This window comes from Rhizobium sp. NZLR1 (assembly GCF_017357385.1).
Classification (GTDB): Bacteria; Pseudomonadota; Alphaproteobacteria; order Rhizobiales; family Rhizobiaceae; genus Rhizobium.
In genome coordinates this window covers 178,486-192,833 of the sequence record NZ_CP071633.1, presented here as the reverse complement: position 1 = coordinate 192,833, position 14,348 = coordinate 178,486, and the positions used below count along the sequence as shown (strand labels likewise).

13 protein-coding genes are annotated in these 14,348 nt (G+C 61.8%); 9 read left to right on the top strand and 4 right to left on the bottom strand.

Going from position 1 to position 14,348, the window contains the following annotated elements; genetic code table 11:
* Positions 1–27: 27 nt before the first annotated feature.
* From argE to J3O30_RS23290, 3 genes are read left to right on the top strand one after another with little or no spacing between them, the layout of a single operon-like run.
* Positions 28–1,155, top strand: coding sequence for an acetylornithine deacetylase (argE, locus tag J3O30_RS23300; RefSeq protein ID WP_207584939.1), 1,128 nt, complete (start codon positions 28–30; stop codon positions 1,153–1,155).
* Between the two features lie 15 nt (positions 1,156–1,170).
* Positions 1,171–2,094 (top strand): glyoxylate/hydroxypyruvate reductase A, encoded by a 924-nt coding sequence (locus J3O30_RS23295; protein WP_207584938.1) that lies wholly within the window; start codon positions 1,171–1,173, stop codon positions 2,092–2,094.
* 14 nt (positions 2,095–2,108) lie between these two features.
* Positions 2,109–2,465, top strand: coding sequence for a cupin domain-containing protein (locus J3O30_RS23290; protein ID WP_207584937.1), 357 nt, complete (start codon positions 2,109–2,111; stop codon positions 2,463–2,465).
* Between the two features lie 122 nt (positions 2,466–2,587).
* Here J3O30_RS23290 and J3O30_RS23285 read toward each other — a convergent pair whose 3' ends face one another.
* A complete protein-coding gene (locus J3O30_RS23285) occupies positions 2,588–3,307 on the bottom strand; it encodes a cupin domain-containing protein (protein ID WP_207584936.1) in 720 nt (239 codons plus the stop codon).
* A gap of 378 nt (positions 3,308–3,685) precedes the next feature.
* Between J3O30_RS23285 and J3O30_RS23280 the strand changes: the two genes are divergently transcribed.
* From J3O30_RS23280 to J3O30_RS23270, 3 genes are all read left to right on the top strand, one after another.
* Positions 3,686–4,963, top strand: coding sequence for an FAD-binding oxidoreductase (locus tag J3O30_RS23280; RefSeq protein ID WP_207584935.1), 1,278 nt, complete (start codon positions 3,686–3,688; stop codon positions 4,961–4,963).
* 126 nt (positions 4,964–5,089) lie between these two features.
* Entirely contained in the window at positions 5,090–6,544 is a 1,455-nt protein-coding gene (locus J3O30_RS23275; RefSeq protein WP_207584934.1) for an aldehyde dehydrogenase family protein, read from the top strand.
* A gap of 278 nt (positions 6,545–6,822) precedes the next feature.
* On the top strand, positions 6,823–8,280 hold the full coding sequence (locus J3O30_RS23270; RefSeq protein WP_207584933.1) for an NAD-dependent succinate-semialdehyde dehydrogenase: 1,458 nt from the start codon (positions 6,823–6,825) through the stop codon (positions 8,278–8,280).
* A gap of 249 nt (positions 8,281–8,529) precedes the next feature.
* Here the strand turns inward: J3O30_RS23270 and J3O30_RS23265 are convergent, their stop codons facing one another.
* Entirely contained in the window at positions 8,530–9,198 is a 669-nt protein-coding gene (locus tag J3O30_RS23265) for a haloacid dehalogenase type II (RefSeq protein ID WP_207584932.1), read from the bottom strand.
* Between the two features lie 394 nt (positions 9,199–9,592).
* Between J3O30_RS23265 and J3O30_RS23260 the strand changes: the two genes are divergently transcribed.
* Both J3O30_RS23260 and J3O30_RS23255 read left to right on the top strand, forming a co-directional pair.
* A complete protein-coding gene (locus J3O30_RS23260; RefSeq protein WP_207584931.1) occupies positions 9,593–10,429 on the top strand; it encodes a GNAT family N-acetyltransferase in 837 nt (278 codons plus the stop codon).
* A 13-nt stretch (positions 10,430–10,442) separates the two neighbouring features.
* Positions 10,443–11,819 carry an aspartate aminotransferase family protein gene (locus J3O30_RS23255; RefSeq protein ID WP_207584930.1) on the top strand — a complete coding sequence of 459 codons (1,377 nt, stop codon included), beginning with the start codon at positions 10,443–10,445 and terminating at the stop codon, positions 11,817–11,819.
* 398 nt (positions 11,820–12,217) lie between these two features.
* On the opposite strand, the gene J3O30_RS23250 is transcribed toward J3O30_RS23255, so the two are convergent.
* Entirely contained in the window at positions 12,218–12,694 is a 477-nt protein-coding gene (locus J3O30_RS23250) for an Lrp/AsnC family transcriptional regulator (protein WP_007634620.1), read from the bottom strand.
* 201 nt (positions 12,695–12,895) lie between these two features.
* A complete protein-coding gene (locus tag J3O30_RS23245) occupies positions 12,896–13,969 on the bottom strand; it encodes a tartrate dehydrogenase (protein WP_207584929.1) in 1,074 nt (357 codons plus the stop codon).
* Positions 13,970–14,024: 55 nt separating this feature from the next.
* Between J3O30_RS23245 and J3O30_RS23240 the strand changes: the two genes are divergently transcribed.
* Positions 14,025–14,312: a LysR substrate-binding domain-containing protein gene (locus tag J3O30_RS23240; protein ID WP_259673765.1), complete on the top strand. Its 288-nt coding sequence runs from the start codon at positions 14,025–14,027 to the stop codon at positions 14,310–14,312.
* Positions 14,313–14,348: the final 36 nt, after the last annotated feature.

The window sequence follows — 14,348 nt, the reverse complement described above, 5'->3', positions numbered from 1 at the left end:
CACTCTGAAGGCAACTTGGTCACTCCCATGGACGTCAAAGAAATTCTCGCAAGGTTGATCGCATTTCCCTCCGTTGTCGGCACGCCGAATGGCGCGATTGCCGACTGGATACGTAACTATTGCCGGAAGGCGGGAGCCGATGTGACGGTCCATCTCGGCCCGGAAGGTGACCGGTACAACCTTTTCGCGACTGTCGGACCGCGCGAAGGCCAGGGTTACATTCTGTCCGGGCACATGGATGTCGTGCCGGCCGGCGAACGGGAATGGAGTTCGGATCCTTTCGTTCTGCGCGCCGAGGAAGGCAGACTTTACGGACGTGGCACCAGCGACATGAAAGGCTTTCTCGCCTGCGCCTTGGCCGCATTGCCGAAGCTTGCCGCCATGAACCTGCGACGGCCAATTCACCTTGCCTTCTCCTATGACGAGGAGGCAGGCAGCCGCGGCGTACCGCATCTCATCGCCGAGCTGCCAAACCTGTGCAATGCACCGTTGGGGGCGATCATCGGCGAGCCGAGCCGGATGCAGGCCGTTCGGGCGCACAAAGGCAAGGCGGCTGTCCGCCTCGAGGTGATCGGGCGCTCGGGTCATTCCTCACGCCCTAATCTGGGGCTTAACGCCATTCATGCCATGGCCAATCTGATCACCGAGATTGCGGAATACGGCAAGTCCCTGACGAACGGGCCCTTCCACCATGATTTCGCGCCTCCCTACTCGTCATTGCAGGTTGGCGTCATTACTGGCGGCCAGGCGGTCAATATCATTCCGGATCGCTGCACCGCCGATATCGAGGTCCGCGCTGTGCCGGGTATCTCCCCGTCATCTCTGCTGGAGCCGGTAAGGGCCAGGCTTGCGGCTCTCAAAGACCAGGGCTTCGAGGTGGGCTGGCACGAGCTGAGCGCTTACCCGGGACTTGCGCTCCCTGAAGGCAGCGACCTCGCAACGCTGCTGATGAAATTGACGGGGCAGGAGCCGCTTGCCGCCGTAAGCTATGGCACGGAGGCCGGGCTCTACCAGCAGGCTGGCATCGATTCCATCATCTGCGGTCCTGGGGATATTGGTCGCGCACACCGGCCTGACGAATACATCGAAGTTGGCGAGCTCGCGGCATGCCAGACGATGATCGAGGAACTCGGCACCCATCTTGCCGAAGGCTGAAAGAAGGCGATTTTCATGGCGTTTCTCTTCAACTCCGATGCCACACGCGGTGCGGTTTTCCAGGAGATTTTTGCGCGCGAACTGCCGGATCTGGAGTTCGTCGGGCAGGGCCAGCCGGTGGATCCGCAAAGGGTGCGGTATCTTCTGACATGGACGATCCCAGGCGATATCTCGCGTTACCGCAATTTGGAAGTTTTGTTTTGTATCGGCGCCGGCGTCGATCAGCTCAAACAGGGCAGCCTACCGGACCATGTAGCGGTCGTCCGCATGGTCGAGGACGGCATTATCCGGATGATGGAAGAATACGTCACTCTCGGCGTCCTGACGCTCCACCGGGAGATGCTCGCTTACCGGGAGCTGCAGCGACAGTCTGTCTGGCAGACGCTCGCCGCGCCGCAGGCCGCTCGGCGCCGAATAGGCTTTCTGGGCCTCGGCATTCTGGCGCAGGCGGCGATCGAACGCTTGAAGCCCTTCCAATTTCCGCTCGCAGGATGGAGCCGAAGCGAGAAGCAAATCGACGGCGTTACCTGCCACTATGGCACGGATGGACTGGCCGCCTTTTTGGCGAAGACCGACATCCTGGTCTGTCTGCTGCCGCTGACCGACGAGACGCGCGGCATCCTCAATGCCGAGCTCTTCGCACAGCTGCCGGCCGGCGCACGGCTGTTGCATGTGGGCCGCGGGCCGCACCTTGACCACGCGGCTTTGATCGAGGCTCTCGATAGCGGCCGTCTTGCCGCGGCGATGCTCGATGTCACCGATCCCGAGCCGCTGCCGGCAGAACATCCACTCTGGCAACATCCGAAAGTAGCGATTACGCCGCACACCGCCTCCGTCACGCAACCGGAAACGGCGGCGCAATCGGTCACTGAAAATATTCGGCGCCACCGCGCCGGCGAAAAGCTGATCGGCCTGGTCGATCGGACACGCGGTTATTAAACGAGGAAAATGACATGTCGTTTCTGTTGACCATCGATACCGATCCAAACTTCGCCCCAAAACAGGCCGTGCCGGACGCAGAACGGCTGATTTCAGGCAATCCCACCTACAAGACCTGGGCGCAAGATGCCTCAAAAGGCGAGAAGGTGCTGACCGGCATTTGGGAAGCGACGCCCGGCGAGCACCATTCCATCAAGGGCACGGTCTACGAGTTTTGCCACATCATTTCCGGTGTCGTTGAAATCGACGAAAAAGACGGCGAGACGAAGACTTATCGCGCCGGCGACAGCTTTGTGATGAAGCCCGGTTTTGTCGGCGTCTGGCGTACCATCGAGACCGTGCGCAAGATCTACGTCTGCGTTTACGACTGAGCGACTGCCAACGGCGCTCGCCCGAAAGATGGGCGCGCCTGCCGCATAGAAGCACCGAAGGCCGGCAGAAGGGTAAGCCTCAACATTCGGCGTTCTATCCGCAGACGAGGCCGCTGATCCGGTTAAATCTCCAGGCCTTCGACGATGGCGAAGATCTTCTTGAGGTTGCCGTGGATCGATAGGCGGTTGATCGTCCCGCGACCGACGAAGATCGCGTCTCCCGCCTCGACTGACGTTTTCGTACCGTCTCCATCGGTCACATCAGCCTGCCCCTCCAGGATATACATCAATTCATGGACGGGATGAGGGCGCGACAGCCGGACGTGCGGCGTCGTCGCCCAGACACCTGTTCGAAAGCCGACCGCCTCGTCGGAAAATGCCCTGAAGTGACTGCACTGAGGTGTGTCCCCCTCCACGAACTGCGCCGGAGGCGGCGGGGAGGGGGCAAGTGCAACCTGCCTATCGATCGCCACGACGCCTTGCGTGCTCAATGTTGGCGCGATCGTCGCACAGAAGATCCAGCGGGTGCCTTTTTCCGCTTCCGCTGTGACGTCCTTGCCCCGGCCGATGACCACGCTGTCGCCGGATGTGAGATCAAACGTTGAGCCGCCCGAATGCAGGACAAGTCGCCCTGCCACGACAACCAGGGATTCCGTATGGGGAAAACTGGCGATGGAGGCTTTTCCGTTCCAATGCACTGATCCAGCGGAAACCCCGCTGGAAGCGCTCCAGACGATATCGCGGCCGGCTCCGAATATGTCGTCTGGCCCTAAGGTGCGTCGCTGGCCCTCCGGAGCATATCCGCTTTTCGCCTCGAAGAGGAGGATGGTCTTACCGGTCATCGTCTGACTCCCAATTTGGTGCGACATTCATAGGTCTGGTGCTGGTGCCGATTGGGCCGCAAGCCGATTTACCGGGCCAGGCCAGGCTCGTTCCCAGTCCTTTGGAGTCGGCCCGATGCAGCACCACTTCGGCAACAGCTGAGCATCATTGGGCATGATCTACTCCTGGAAGCACCTCGGGACCGAATTCTGCGTAGATCCTAATCTGTGGCTTCAAGGGGTGGGCTGCGGAGTTGGCGCATAAACAGAATATCCTGTGGTTTGCTGCCCCCAACACAGGCAATTGTTGCGAAACAAGGCCGCCTGCGCCGCACCTCTCCAGCGCAAGCAGGCATATACTTCATACTTCGGATCAGACGAGCATAAGGGCATGCGCCAATGAAATTTGCTTCCTACTGGCATGACACCTCAATCCCATTCGCCGGATGCATCGTCGACCCCGTCTCGGGAGATTTCGAGGTTGCAGTGATCGGTGCTGGCTTCACGGGGCTCAACGCCGCGCGCACACTGGCGCAATCCGGTGTGAAGGTCGCTCTGTTGGAAGCCGAGCACGTCGGGTATGGTGCCTCCGGCCGCAATGGCGGGCACCTCAACAGCGGTCATTTCGCAAGCTTCAGCGCCGCCAAGCAGCATCTTGGAGAAGACCGGGCGCGCCGCTTGTGGCGAGCCTATGATGACTCGATCGACATGATCGAACGGATCATCGAGGAAGAAAAGATCGCCTGCGATTTCCGCAGGGGCGGCAAGCTCAAGCTTGCCTCCAAGCCCTCTCATGTCGGCAAGCTGCAGGCGATGTCAGACGAAATCCGTCGCGAGGTCGACCCGTCAGCCGAATGGCTCACGCGTGAGGACCTCCGTAAGGAGGTGCTATCGGATGCCTTCCATGGCGGGATTCTCTATCCGAAATCCGCCATGATGCACATGGGACGCTACGCCAACGGCGTGGCGCAGGCGGCCCGCCGCCATGGTGCCGCGATCTGGGAGCGAAACCCGGTCACCGGCCGCGAACGCGTGCCGAATGGATGGCGGCTAACCACACCGACCGGCTCGCTTACCGCGCGCCAGGTCATCCTGGCGACCGATGCCTATACGCCAAGCGTCTTTAACTATTTCCGCCGGAGGCTCATGCCGATCGCTTCCTTCATCATTGCGACGCGCCCGCTCACGCCGCAGGAGGTCGCCGCGACGGTTCCGGGCAACCGCAACTTCACCAACTCGCTCAACATCGCCAACTATTTCCGCCTGACGCCCGACAACCGCATGCTGTTCGGGGGGAGGGCAAGATTTTCGACTGTGTCGAACCAGAAAACCGACGTCAGCTCTGGCCAGCTTCTGCGCCAGCAGATGCTCGGCATGTTTCCGCAGCTTGCCGACGTCGAGATCGACTATTGCTGGGGCGGCCTCGTCGGTTGCACGCAAGACCGTTATCCCCGCGCGGGCAGCGCCGAGGGTGTGATTTACAGCATGGGCTATTCCGGCCACGGAGCCCAGTTGTCGACCTTCATGGGTAACGCCCTGGCGAATATGGCGATGGGGCGCAAAGACGCCAATCCACTCGACGGCTTCGCCTGGCCCGCCGTTCCGATGCATACCGGGAATCCGTGGTTCCTGCCGATCGTCGGCACCTATTACCGCATGAAGGACCTGCTGCCCTGACCGATCCTGGCGCCGCCCCGGTCGCGGCTAGACGGCCTCACCTGGGGACGGCCGACGACGTCATGGACGGCCACCCCTGGTCCCTGCCGATCCTCCGCGCAATTGCCGCATGAAGGACCTTGTAAGATGATCACGCCTCTCGAACACCTGTCCCGCAACGGTCGTCTGGACAAGTTCTTCATCGACGGTCGATGGCTCGAACCCAAGGGCACCGCCAAGGGCGTCGTGGTCAACCCTGCCACGGAAGAGGTGGTGACCCACTTTGCGCTCGGAAACGCCGAGGATGTCGATGCGGCTGTTTCCGCCGCCCGACGGGCCTTCGCCACCTGGAGCCGCACCAAACCGGAATACCGCGCGGGCCTGCTTGAGCGCCTGCAGGCGCTGCTCGAAGCCCGTAGCGAACTGTTTGCGCAGTGCCTGAGCCTCGAAATGGGCGCGGCGATCGGATATTCGCGCACCGCGCAGGTGCCGCTGGCGGTCGCCCATGTCAAGGTCGCTCGCGAGGTCCTGGAAGCCTTCCCCTTCGTCAAGCAGCGCGGCCACACCGCCATCACCCACGAACCGATCGGTGTCTGCGCACTGATCACGCCATGGAACTGGCCGCTCTACCAGATCACTGCCAAAGTTTCGCCGGCACTCGCCGCAGGCTGTACTGTCGTGCTGAAGCCCAGCGAGCTTTCTCCCCTCAACGCGCTGCTGTTTGCTGAGGCGATCGAGGACGCCGGCTTCCCCTCCGGCGTCTTCAACCTCATCAATGGTGACGGCCCGTCCGTCGGTTCGGTCCTCGCGTCGCATCCCGATGTCGACATGATTTCCATTACCGGCTCAACCCGCGCCGGTATCGCGGTGGCTCAGGCTGCCGCGCCGACTGTCAAGCGCGTCGCGCAGGAGCTTGGCGGCAAGTCACCGAACGTGGTCCTGCCGGACGCCGATCTCGATCGAGCCGTTTCCTTAGGCATAGCGGCTGCTTTCCGCAATCTCGGCCAATCATGCAGCGCGCCGACGCGGATGATCGTACCGTGCACGCGGCTCTCCGAGATCGAGTCGCTTGCCAAGAGGGCCGCAGATGAGATCGTCGTCGGTGATCCCCGTTCAAACGCCACCACGCACGGTGCGATCGCCAACCGCGCCCAGTTCGATCGGATCCAGACCATGATCGGCGTCGGAATTGCGGAAGGCGCTACGCTCGTTGCCGGCGGAGAGGGTCGCCCAGCCGGTCTGAATGCCGGGTTCTACGTTAAACCGACGGTTTTCTCGGACGTGCGCACAGACATGCGCATCGCCCAGGAGGAAATCTTCGGCCCGGTCCTCTGCCTTATTCCCTACGACACGGTGGACGAAGCCATCGCCATCGCCAACCATACCGTCTACGGCCTGGCTGCGCATGTGCAGGGCAAGAATATAGACATCGTCAAGGACGTCGCCTCACAGATCCGCTGCGGACAAGTGCATCTCAACTATCCGGCCTGGGATCCACACGCGCCTTTTGGCGGCTTCAAACAATCTGGAAATGGACGCGAATTCGGCATTGAGGGCATGCTCGAATACCTCGAAGTCAAATCCATCCTCGGATACTTCTAGGGCATCCGTCAACGCTGGCCGATGGCTCCTTCTGCACGTCCTCCCGACCTTTGAAGGCCATCAGCCGAAGCGTCAAGGCAACAACCGAATCTGACTGTCGCCTCGCGCAAAACGTTATTTTCCACCGCTCTGGCACCCGCAGTCGATGCATGCTGCTTGCCCTGTTTCGCTAAGCTCAGCCCGGGAACACGTCGAGGGCTGCGATGGCGGCACGGGACGAAATTCATCCATCACGGTGGCTCTTGCAGCCGACGACCAATGGTCCGAGAGGAAACGATATGCTTGAGTTGAAAGACAAAGACCTTTTTCAGCAGGCCGGCCTGATCGACGGGATCTGGTCGAGGGCAGCGTCGGGCAAAACGGTGAGCGTCGCCAATCCGGCCACCCAGGCAAGCCTTGGCACTGTCCCGGATATGGGAACCGCCGAGACCCGCGCGGCGATCGGCGCAGCCCAGGCCGCTTTCACCCTATGGAAGAAGAGGACGCATGCCGAGCGTGCGGTTCTGCTCGAGCGTTGGTATGCGCTGATGATCGAAAATCTCCAGGATCTTGCGCTGCTCATCACGCTCGAGCAGGGCAAGCCTCTCGATGAATCTCGCGCCGAGGTCCGTTACGGTGCCTCCTTCGTCAAATGGTTTGCCGAAGAAGCCCGCCGCATCGGCGGCCACACCATTCCCTCGCCAACACCGGATCGCCGCATCATCGTCCTCAAGGAAGCGGTCGGCGTCTGCGCGATCGTCACCCCGTGGAATTTTCCGATCGCGATGATCACCCGAAAGGTGGCGCCCGCCTTGGCGGCCGGCTGCACGGTTGTCATCAAGCCTTCGGAATTCACCCCCTATTCGGCGCTCGCCATGGGTATCCTTGCCGAGCGCGCCGGCATTCCGGCAGGGGTGATCAATATCGTCACCGGCATGCCGACTGAGATCGGCAACGAGTTCATGGCAAACGCGACGGTGCGGAAAATCTCCTTCACCGGCTCGACCCGGATCGGCTCGCTTCTGATGCGCGGCGCCGCCGACAGCGTCAAGCGGCTCTCCCTCGAACTCGGCGGCAATGCGCCGTTCATCGTCTTCGATGATGCCGATCTCGATCTCGCGGTCGAAGGCGCAATCCTGTCCAAGTTCCGCAACGGCGGCCAGACCTGCGTCTGCGCCAACCGCATCTTGGTACAGGCCGGCGTGTATGATGCCTTTGCCGAGAAACTCGGCGCCAGCGTCAACGCCATGAAGGTCGGCCCCGGTACGGAGCCGGGCAATGTCATCGGCCCGATGATCAACGCTGCGGCGATCGAGAAGATCAACCGCCATGTCGACGACGCTCTGGCCAAAGGCGCCAAGATCGCCGCACGGGGCAGCACGGTGGCGGAAGGCAGGCAATACGCCGCGCCGATGGTGCTGACGGAGGCGACAACCGACATGCTGCTTGCCAGCGAAGAGACCTTCGGCCCGGTTGCACCGCTCTTCCGCTTCGAGACGGAAGACGAAGCGATCACAATCGCCAACGGCACACCCTTCGGCCTTGCCGCCTACTTCTACACCGAAAACCTGAAGCGCTCCTGGCGCGTCGGCGAGGCGCTCGAATTCGGCATGATCGGGCTCAACACCGGCGCGATCTCGACCGAAGTCGCCCCTTTCGGCGGCGTCAAGCAGTCTGGCCTCGGCCGGGAGGGAGCCCAGGTTGGCATCGAGGAATATCTCGAAATGAAGAGCTTCCACATTGGTGGGCTGAGCTGAGCCCGAAACGATCATGAGGTGAGAACCAGCAGCAATGTGGCGCACGCGGGAGCGCCACATTTTTACTTCACGGCGGGCGAACGGATACGGATTAGGCACCGGCCGGGCGGTCGACAATCGACCTTGCCAGTACCGGCAACACGACTTCATGACGTTACCGCAACGAATTGCCTTGGCGGCCTGCGAGCCCGGCCGATACTTAAAAACAAGCGCGGGCGGAAAAGCCGCCCGCGCTTTCCTTCGTTGGCTTTAGAGACCGAAAACACCGGGGAGGCCGGAGATGTCGGCGATCTCGACGTAACCATAGAACGGGTTGGCGGGCTCGTGGCCGCGGTTCACCCACACCTTGTTCTTGATGCCGATATCGTTAGCCGACATATGATCGTAACGGAACGAGGAGGAGCAATGGACGACATCTTCGGGGTCGCAGCAGAGCATGTCGAACAGGTATTCAAAGGCCTGCAGGCGCGGCTTGTAGGCCTGCGCCTGTTCGGCCGTGTAGACCGCATGGAAGGGCGCACCGAGCTTTTCGACGTTCGACATGATCTGCGAATTCATCGCGTTCGACAGGATCACCAGCGGGATCTCCTTGGCAACCTTCGCAAGACCCGCCGGCACATCCGCATGCGGCCCCCAAGTCGGCACCCGCTCATAGACCGTGCGGGCATCTTCGTCGTTGAACTTGACGCCGTTGCGCTTGCAACTGCGCTCGATCGAATTGTGAACGACCTCGGCATAGGGTTTCCAGTCGCCCAGGACCTCGTCGAGGCGATAGGCGGCGAAATTCCGGATGAACTCGGCCATGCGGGGTTCATCGAGCTGGTCGCGGTAAAGGTCGTGTGCCGCTTCCGCCATCTGGAAGTTGGTCAGCGTACCGTAGCAGTCGAAGGTGATGTATTTCGGACGCGACAGGGTCATGGGCATATCCTTTGGAGAGTGGACCGGGGCATTTGAACCCATGATAGACGCGGCCCGCCCCTCGGCTCGCCTGAATGTGGCGGCTAACGAAGCAGATTATTTCGTATCGAAAGGTGGCTTTGGCAGATGGTTGCGGACCCCCGCCGGCTGGCGGGCGCGGCAGGGCGGCGGACGATTGACTACGTCACCCATGCTATATCCCACTGTTTCACCGGCTCGTTGCGGCGAGTGCAGCGAATTTTGCGCGAGATCCGCCCCGTGGAGCCTACATGCCAGCATAAGATGCGGCGGGCGACAAAGGGAAAACGATAAGATACCGCTCAGAGCGTAGCCTTCAGACGATTAGCCAACCCGCACTCCTTCACACTTCCACCCAGGAAATGAAGGAAGTGTCATGCAGACAAGCCAGATCGATTTCGCCGCTTTCGGCACCGAACACCTGGGTGCCGCTCTCAACCTGTCGCGGCAGGCAGGCTGGCCCCATCGCCCTGAGGATTGGCAGATGGCGCTTGCCTTGAGCGAAGGCGTTGTGGCGATCGAGAACGACCGGGTGGTCGGCACCGTGCTCATGACCCCCTACAAGCAAGAGTGCGCCACGATCAACATGGTCATCGTCGATGAAGCCATGCGCGGCCGCGGGCTTGGCCGCAGGCTGATGGATGCCGCAATAGAGCTTGCCGGCAAACGCCCGCTCCGGCTTGTTGCGACCGCCGACGGCCTTCCGCTCTATGAGAAGCTCGGCTTCCGCCAGACCGGCCGCATTCTGCAGCACCAAGGCATCGCAGCAGAACTCGCCGCGCCGATGGCGACGTCAGCCGCCGCCATTGCCGATTCTCCCGCGATCACCGAACTCGATCGACAGGCCTTCGGCGCCGATCGCGCCGATCTGATCGCATATCTCGCCAAGGTCGGGGAATTTGCCGTCGTCCGCCGTAGCGGAGGCGTCACCGGTTTTGCGGTCATCCGCACCTTCGGCCGGGGCGAGGTCATCGGCCCCGTCGTTGCCGGGAACCTGGAGGACGCCAAAGCGCTCGTCGCTCATTTCATCGCCCGGCGGCCCGGCGTGTTTCTCAGGGTCGATACCACCGACATGGGCGAAGCCCTGTCCGACTGGCTGGTCGAACAGGGCTTCGCCCATGTCGGTGGCGGCATCGCCATGATGAAGCCATCGATTCCAGACGCCGATTCCGTCGCCACCATCTTCGCCCTCGCCAACCAGGCGCTCGGCTGATCCGGAGAGTATGATGTACAGCAATTCCCTTGTCGAACTCGACCGCGCCCATCTCGTGCATCCGGTCGCCTCCTACCGCAATCATGAAAAGCTCGGCGTGCGTGTGCTCGCTTCCGCCAAAGGCGCGACGGTGACCGATGCTTCCGGCAAGCAGCTGGTCGACGGCTTTGCCGGCCTGTGGTGCGTCAATGCCGGTTACGGCCATGAATCGATCGTCGAGGCAGCAACGCGGCAGATGCGCGACCTGCCCTATGCGACAACCTATTTCGGTCTCGGCTCGGAACCGGCGATCCGGCTTGCCGCGGCATTGGCCGAACGGGCTCCAGGCGACCTCAACCATGTCTACTTCACCCTGGGCGGATCCGATGCCGTCGACAGCACGATCCGTTTCATCCGCTATTACTGGATCGCCCGCGGGCAGCCGCAGCGCGACCAGTTCATCTCCCTTGAGCAAGGTTATCACGGTTCTTCGACTGTCGGGGCAGGGCTGACGGCACTTCCACTGTTCCACGCCGGCTTCGGCATTCCCTTCGACTGGCAGCATAAAATTCCCTCCCACTACGCCTATCGCAACCCCGTCGGCCAGGACCCGCAGGCGATCATCAACTCCTCCCTCGCAGCCCTGCGTCGCAAGGTCGAAGAGATCGGTCCCGAACGCGTCGCCGCCTTTTATGCCGAACCCATCCAGGGTTCGGGCGGCGTGCTGGTGCCACCGAAGGGCTGGATCAAGGCGATGCGCGCGCTTTGCAGCGAGCTCGGCATCCTCTTTGTCGCCGACGAAGTGATCACCGCTTTCGGCCGCACCGGCCCACTCTTTGCATGCGAGGAGGACGAGATCGTTCCGGACTTCATCACCACGGCAAAGGGTCTGACCTCCGGCTATGTGCCGATGGGGGCGGTCTTCATGGCCGACCACGTCTACCAAACCATTGCGGATGGCGCTGGTGGCGCGGCCGTCGGTCACGGCTATACCTATTCGGCCCACCCCGTCAGCGCCGCCGTCGGCCTCGAAGTGCTGAACCTTTATGAAACCGGTCTCCTGGCGAACGGCCGGAAGGCCGGCGCAAGGCTGATGCAGGGGCTTGAAGGCCTCAAGGACCATCCGCTCGTCGGCGATGTGCGCGGCCGCGGCATGCTCGCCGCCATCGAACTGGTGATCGACAAGGAGAAGAAGACGCCGTTGCCGGCAGCCGCCGATCCGGCGCGCCGGATCTTCGACCGCGCCTGGGAAAACGGCCTGGTCATCCGTGCCTTTGGCAACGGCGTCCTCGGTTATGCGCCGCCGCTCTGTTGCACCGACGCCGACATCGACGCGATCATCGAGCGCACGCGCAAAACCTTGGACGACACCCTGGCTGACCCCGATGTACGCGCGGCCCTGAAGGGCTGAGCGGGCAGGCAGCCGTTTCCGTGATCCCTGCGATAAAACGAAACATATGGCAAAGGCCGATGCCATGTGAGCATCCGGCCCTTGTCACCCCCGCGGCCGCGCACCCTTGACGGGGTCGACCACCAAACTAGAGCCTTTCCTGGTCAGATTGAATCATTCTGTTGGCTCAAACGGAGTCGGATGCTCGACCGGCCGGCGCGCGTCGTAGCTCAGCTCTACGGCCAAGCCGGCCGGTCGAGCAGGCGGCCCGTTTCAGCCAACCCGAAGGGCCGGGCATCTTTCCGCCAGGATCAGAGGCGATCGGCTCGGACGTACCAAAGGGTATGCCCGTCGCCAATCGCCTCTGCCCTGTCGAAAACCTGCTCCGGCAGAATGCTTCAAGCTGACCAGGAAAGGCTCTAGAGCGGAAATAGGCTCGTCAATGGCATGTGCGCCTTGACGATCGGCGATTTCAGAACGACGAAGCTGAAATACTTGTCGATGCCGATCTCCATGTCGGAGAGCCGCTCCATGATCGTCTGGTACTCGCCGATCCCGGCCGTCACGAATTTCAACAGATAATCGTAGCCGCCGGAGACCAGATGACATTCGATCACCTGGTCGATCTTCTCGACCGTCGTCAAAAACCGGGCGAAATCGATCTGCCGGTGGTTCTTCAGGGTGATCTCGGTGAAAACGGTCAACGTCTGTCCGAGCTTGGCGACATTGATCTGTGCGGAGTAGCCCTCGATATATCCTTCCGACTGCAGCTTCTTCACCCGCATCAGGCAGGGGCTCGGCGACAGGTTGACGAGCTCGGCGAGCTCGACATTGGTGACGCGGCCATTCTTCTGCAATTCATGCAGAATTTTTATATCGATCCGGTCGAGTTTCATCGCTCCACTCCGCCTGTCGAACCTGCTAACGCCGCAGCATATTGTGCCGCCACTTTCCCAACACTAACACATTGGAGGTTCGAGTCGATCGCGTTTCGGGGGCTCGGGGAGGGACGAACGGGATGCGGCTTGGCCTAAGACAGCATTTTATGCTGCCCCTGACCGGAGACGCAACGATGTGTGACACCCCGCGGCCGTGTTCTAGATATTGGAGGAATGGATCGCGTCGCAGACGGCCTCCGTGACCTCTTTGGTCGTGGCGGTGCCGCCGAGGTCGGGGGTGAGGATGCCCGCGCCGGTGACCGCTTCGACGGCGCGCATGAGACGAGCCGCGGCCTCCTGCTCGCCGAGATGGTCGAGCATCTGCGCGGCGGTCCAGAAGCTCGCGATAGGATTGGCGATGCCCTTGCCGGTGATGTCGAAGGCCGAGCCATGGATCGGTTCGAACATCGAGGGAAAACGCCGCTGCGGATCGATATTCGCAGTGGGGGCGACACCGATGCTGCCGGCCAGCGCACCGGCGAGGTCGGAGAGGATGTCGGCATGCAGGTTGGTCGCGACGATCGTGTCGAGGCTCTGCGGCTTCAGCGTCATCCGCACCGTCATGGCGTCGACCAGCATCTTGTCCCAGCTGACGTCAGGAAACTCTGCAGCCACCTCAGCAGCGATCTCGTCCCACATGACCATGCCGTGGCGTTGGGCATTCGACTTGGTCACGACCGTCAGCAACTTGCGCGGCCGCGCCTGCGCCAGTTTGAAGGCGTAGCGCATGATGCGGGTGACGCCGACGCGCGTGAAGATGGCGACCTCGGTCCCGACTTCCTCGGGCAGGCCGCGATGGGCGCGGCCGCCATGGCCGGAGTATTCGCCTTCGGAATTCTCGCGGACAATCACCCAGTCAAGATCGCCCACACCGCAGTTGCGCAGCGGAGGGGTAATGCCCGGAAGGATCCTGGTCGGCCGGACATTGGCATATTGGTCGAAGCCTTGGCAGATCGGCAGTCTGAGCCCCCAGAGGGTGATGTGGTCGGGAACATCCGGCGCGCCGACGGCACCGAAATAGATCGCGTCGAATTTTTTCAGCCGCTCAAGTCCGTCGGACGGCATCATCACGCCGTGCTTCTTGTAGTAGTTGGAACCCCAGTCGAAATTTTCGATGGCGAACCTCACGTCGCCGAGACGTTTTTCCAGACTTGCAAGCACCGTGCACCCGGCAGCAATGACCTCAGGTCCGATCCCGTCGGCGGGGATGGCTGCGATTGAGTATTCACGCATCGATTTTCTCCCGTAACATCTTCCGCAGGTCTTATCCGCTGATGCCTGCGCGCTCCTGTTTGCGGCAGCCGGCCTGCACCGTGATATCACCCAGGTCGCCGATGAAAAGCAAACCATCGTCAGCATGGTTGCGGCCGGCCTCGGCCTCGCCGTCGTCCCACGATGGACATCCTCTCTTGCCTCTGCCGGGGTTCTCTTTCTGCCGGTGCAAGAGGAAGCCGGGCGACCGACGCCGAAACTGCCGCTGGCGGTGGCCTGGATGAAGGCAGCCCGTGATCCGCAGAGAGATGCGCTGCTCGATCTCCTGAGGCCCAACCGCGAAAGATATTCGGCATCGGCCTGAGCATGTTCATTCGCGATCGCGCCATCGCCGAATGCC

Excerpts from the sequence above, each read along its gene's own strand:
- argE (WP_207584939.1), top strand. The coding sequence starts at position 28 with ATGGACGTCAAAGAAATTCTCGCAAGGTTGATCGCATTTCCCTCCGTT.
- J3O30_RS23295 (WP_207584938.1), top strand. The coding sequence starts at position 1,171 with ATGGCGTTTCTCTTCAACTCCGATGCCACACGCGGTGCGGTTTTCCAG.
- J3O30_RS23290 (WP_207584937.1), top strand. The coding sequence starts at position 2,109 with ATGTCGTTTCTGTTGACCATCGATACCGATCCAAACTTCGCCCCAAAA.
- J3O30_RS23285 (WP_207584936.1), bottom strand. The coding sequence starts at position 3,307 with ATGACCGGTAAGACCATCCTCCTCTTCGAGGCGAAAAGCGGATATGCT.
- J3O30_RS23280 (WP_207584935.1), top strand. The coding sequence starts at position 3,686 with ATGAAATTTGCTTCCTACTGGCATGACACCTCAATCCCATTCGCCGGA.
- J3O30_RS23275 (WP_207584934.1), top strand. The coding sequence starts at position 5,090 with ATGATCACGCCTCTCGAACACCTGTCCCGCAACGGTCGTCTGGACAAG.
- J3O30_RS23270 (WP_207584933.1), top strand. The coding sequence starts at position 6,823 with ATGCTTGAGTTGAAAGACAAAGACCTTTTTCAGCAGGCCGGCCTGATC.
- J3O30_RS23265 (WP_207584932.1), bottom strand. The coding sequence starts at position 9,198 with ATGACCCTGTCGCGTCCGAAATACATCACCTTCGACTGCTACGGTACG.
- J3O30_RS23260 (WP_207584931.1), top strand. The coding sequence starts at position 9,593 with ATGCAGACAAGCCAGATCGATTTCGCCGCTTTCGGCACCGAACACCTG.
- J3O30_RS23255 (WP_207584930.1), top strand. The coding sequence starts at position 10,443 with ATGTACAGCAATTCCCTTGTCGAACTCGACCGCGCCCATCTCGTGCAT.
- J3O30_RS23250 (WP_007634620.1), bottom strand. The coding sequence starts at position 12,694 with ATGAAACTCGACCGGATCGATATAAAAATTCTGCATGAATTGCAGAAG.
- J3O30_RS23245 (WP_207584929.1), bottom strand. The coding sequence starts at position 13,969 with ATGCGTGAATACTCAATCGCAGCCATCCCCGCCGACGGGATCGGACCT.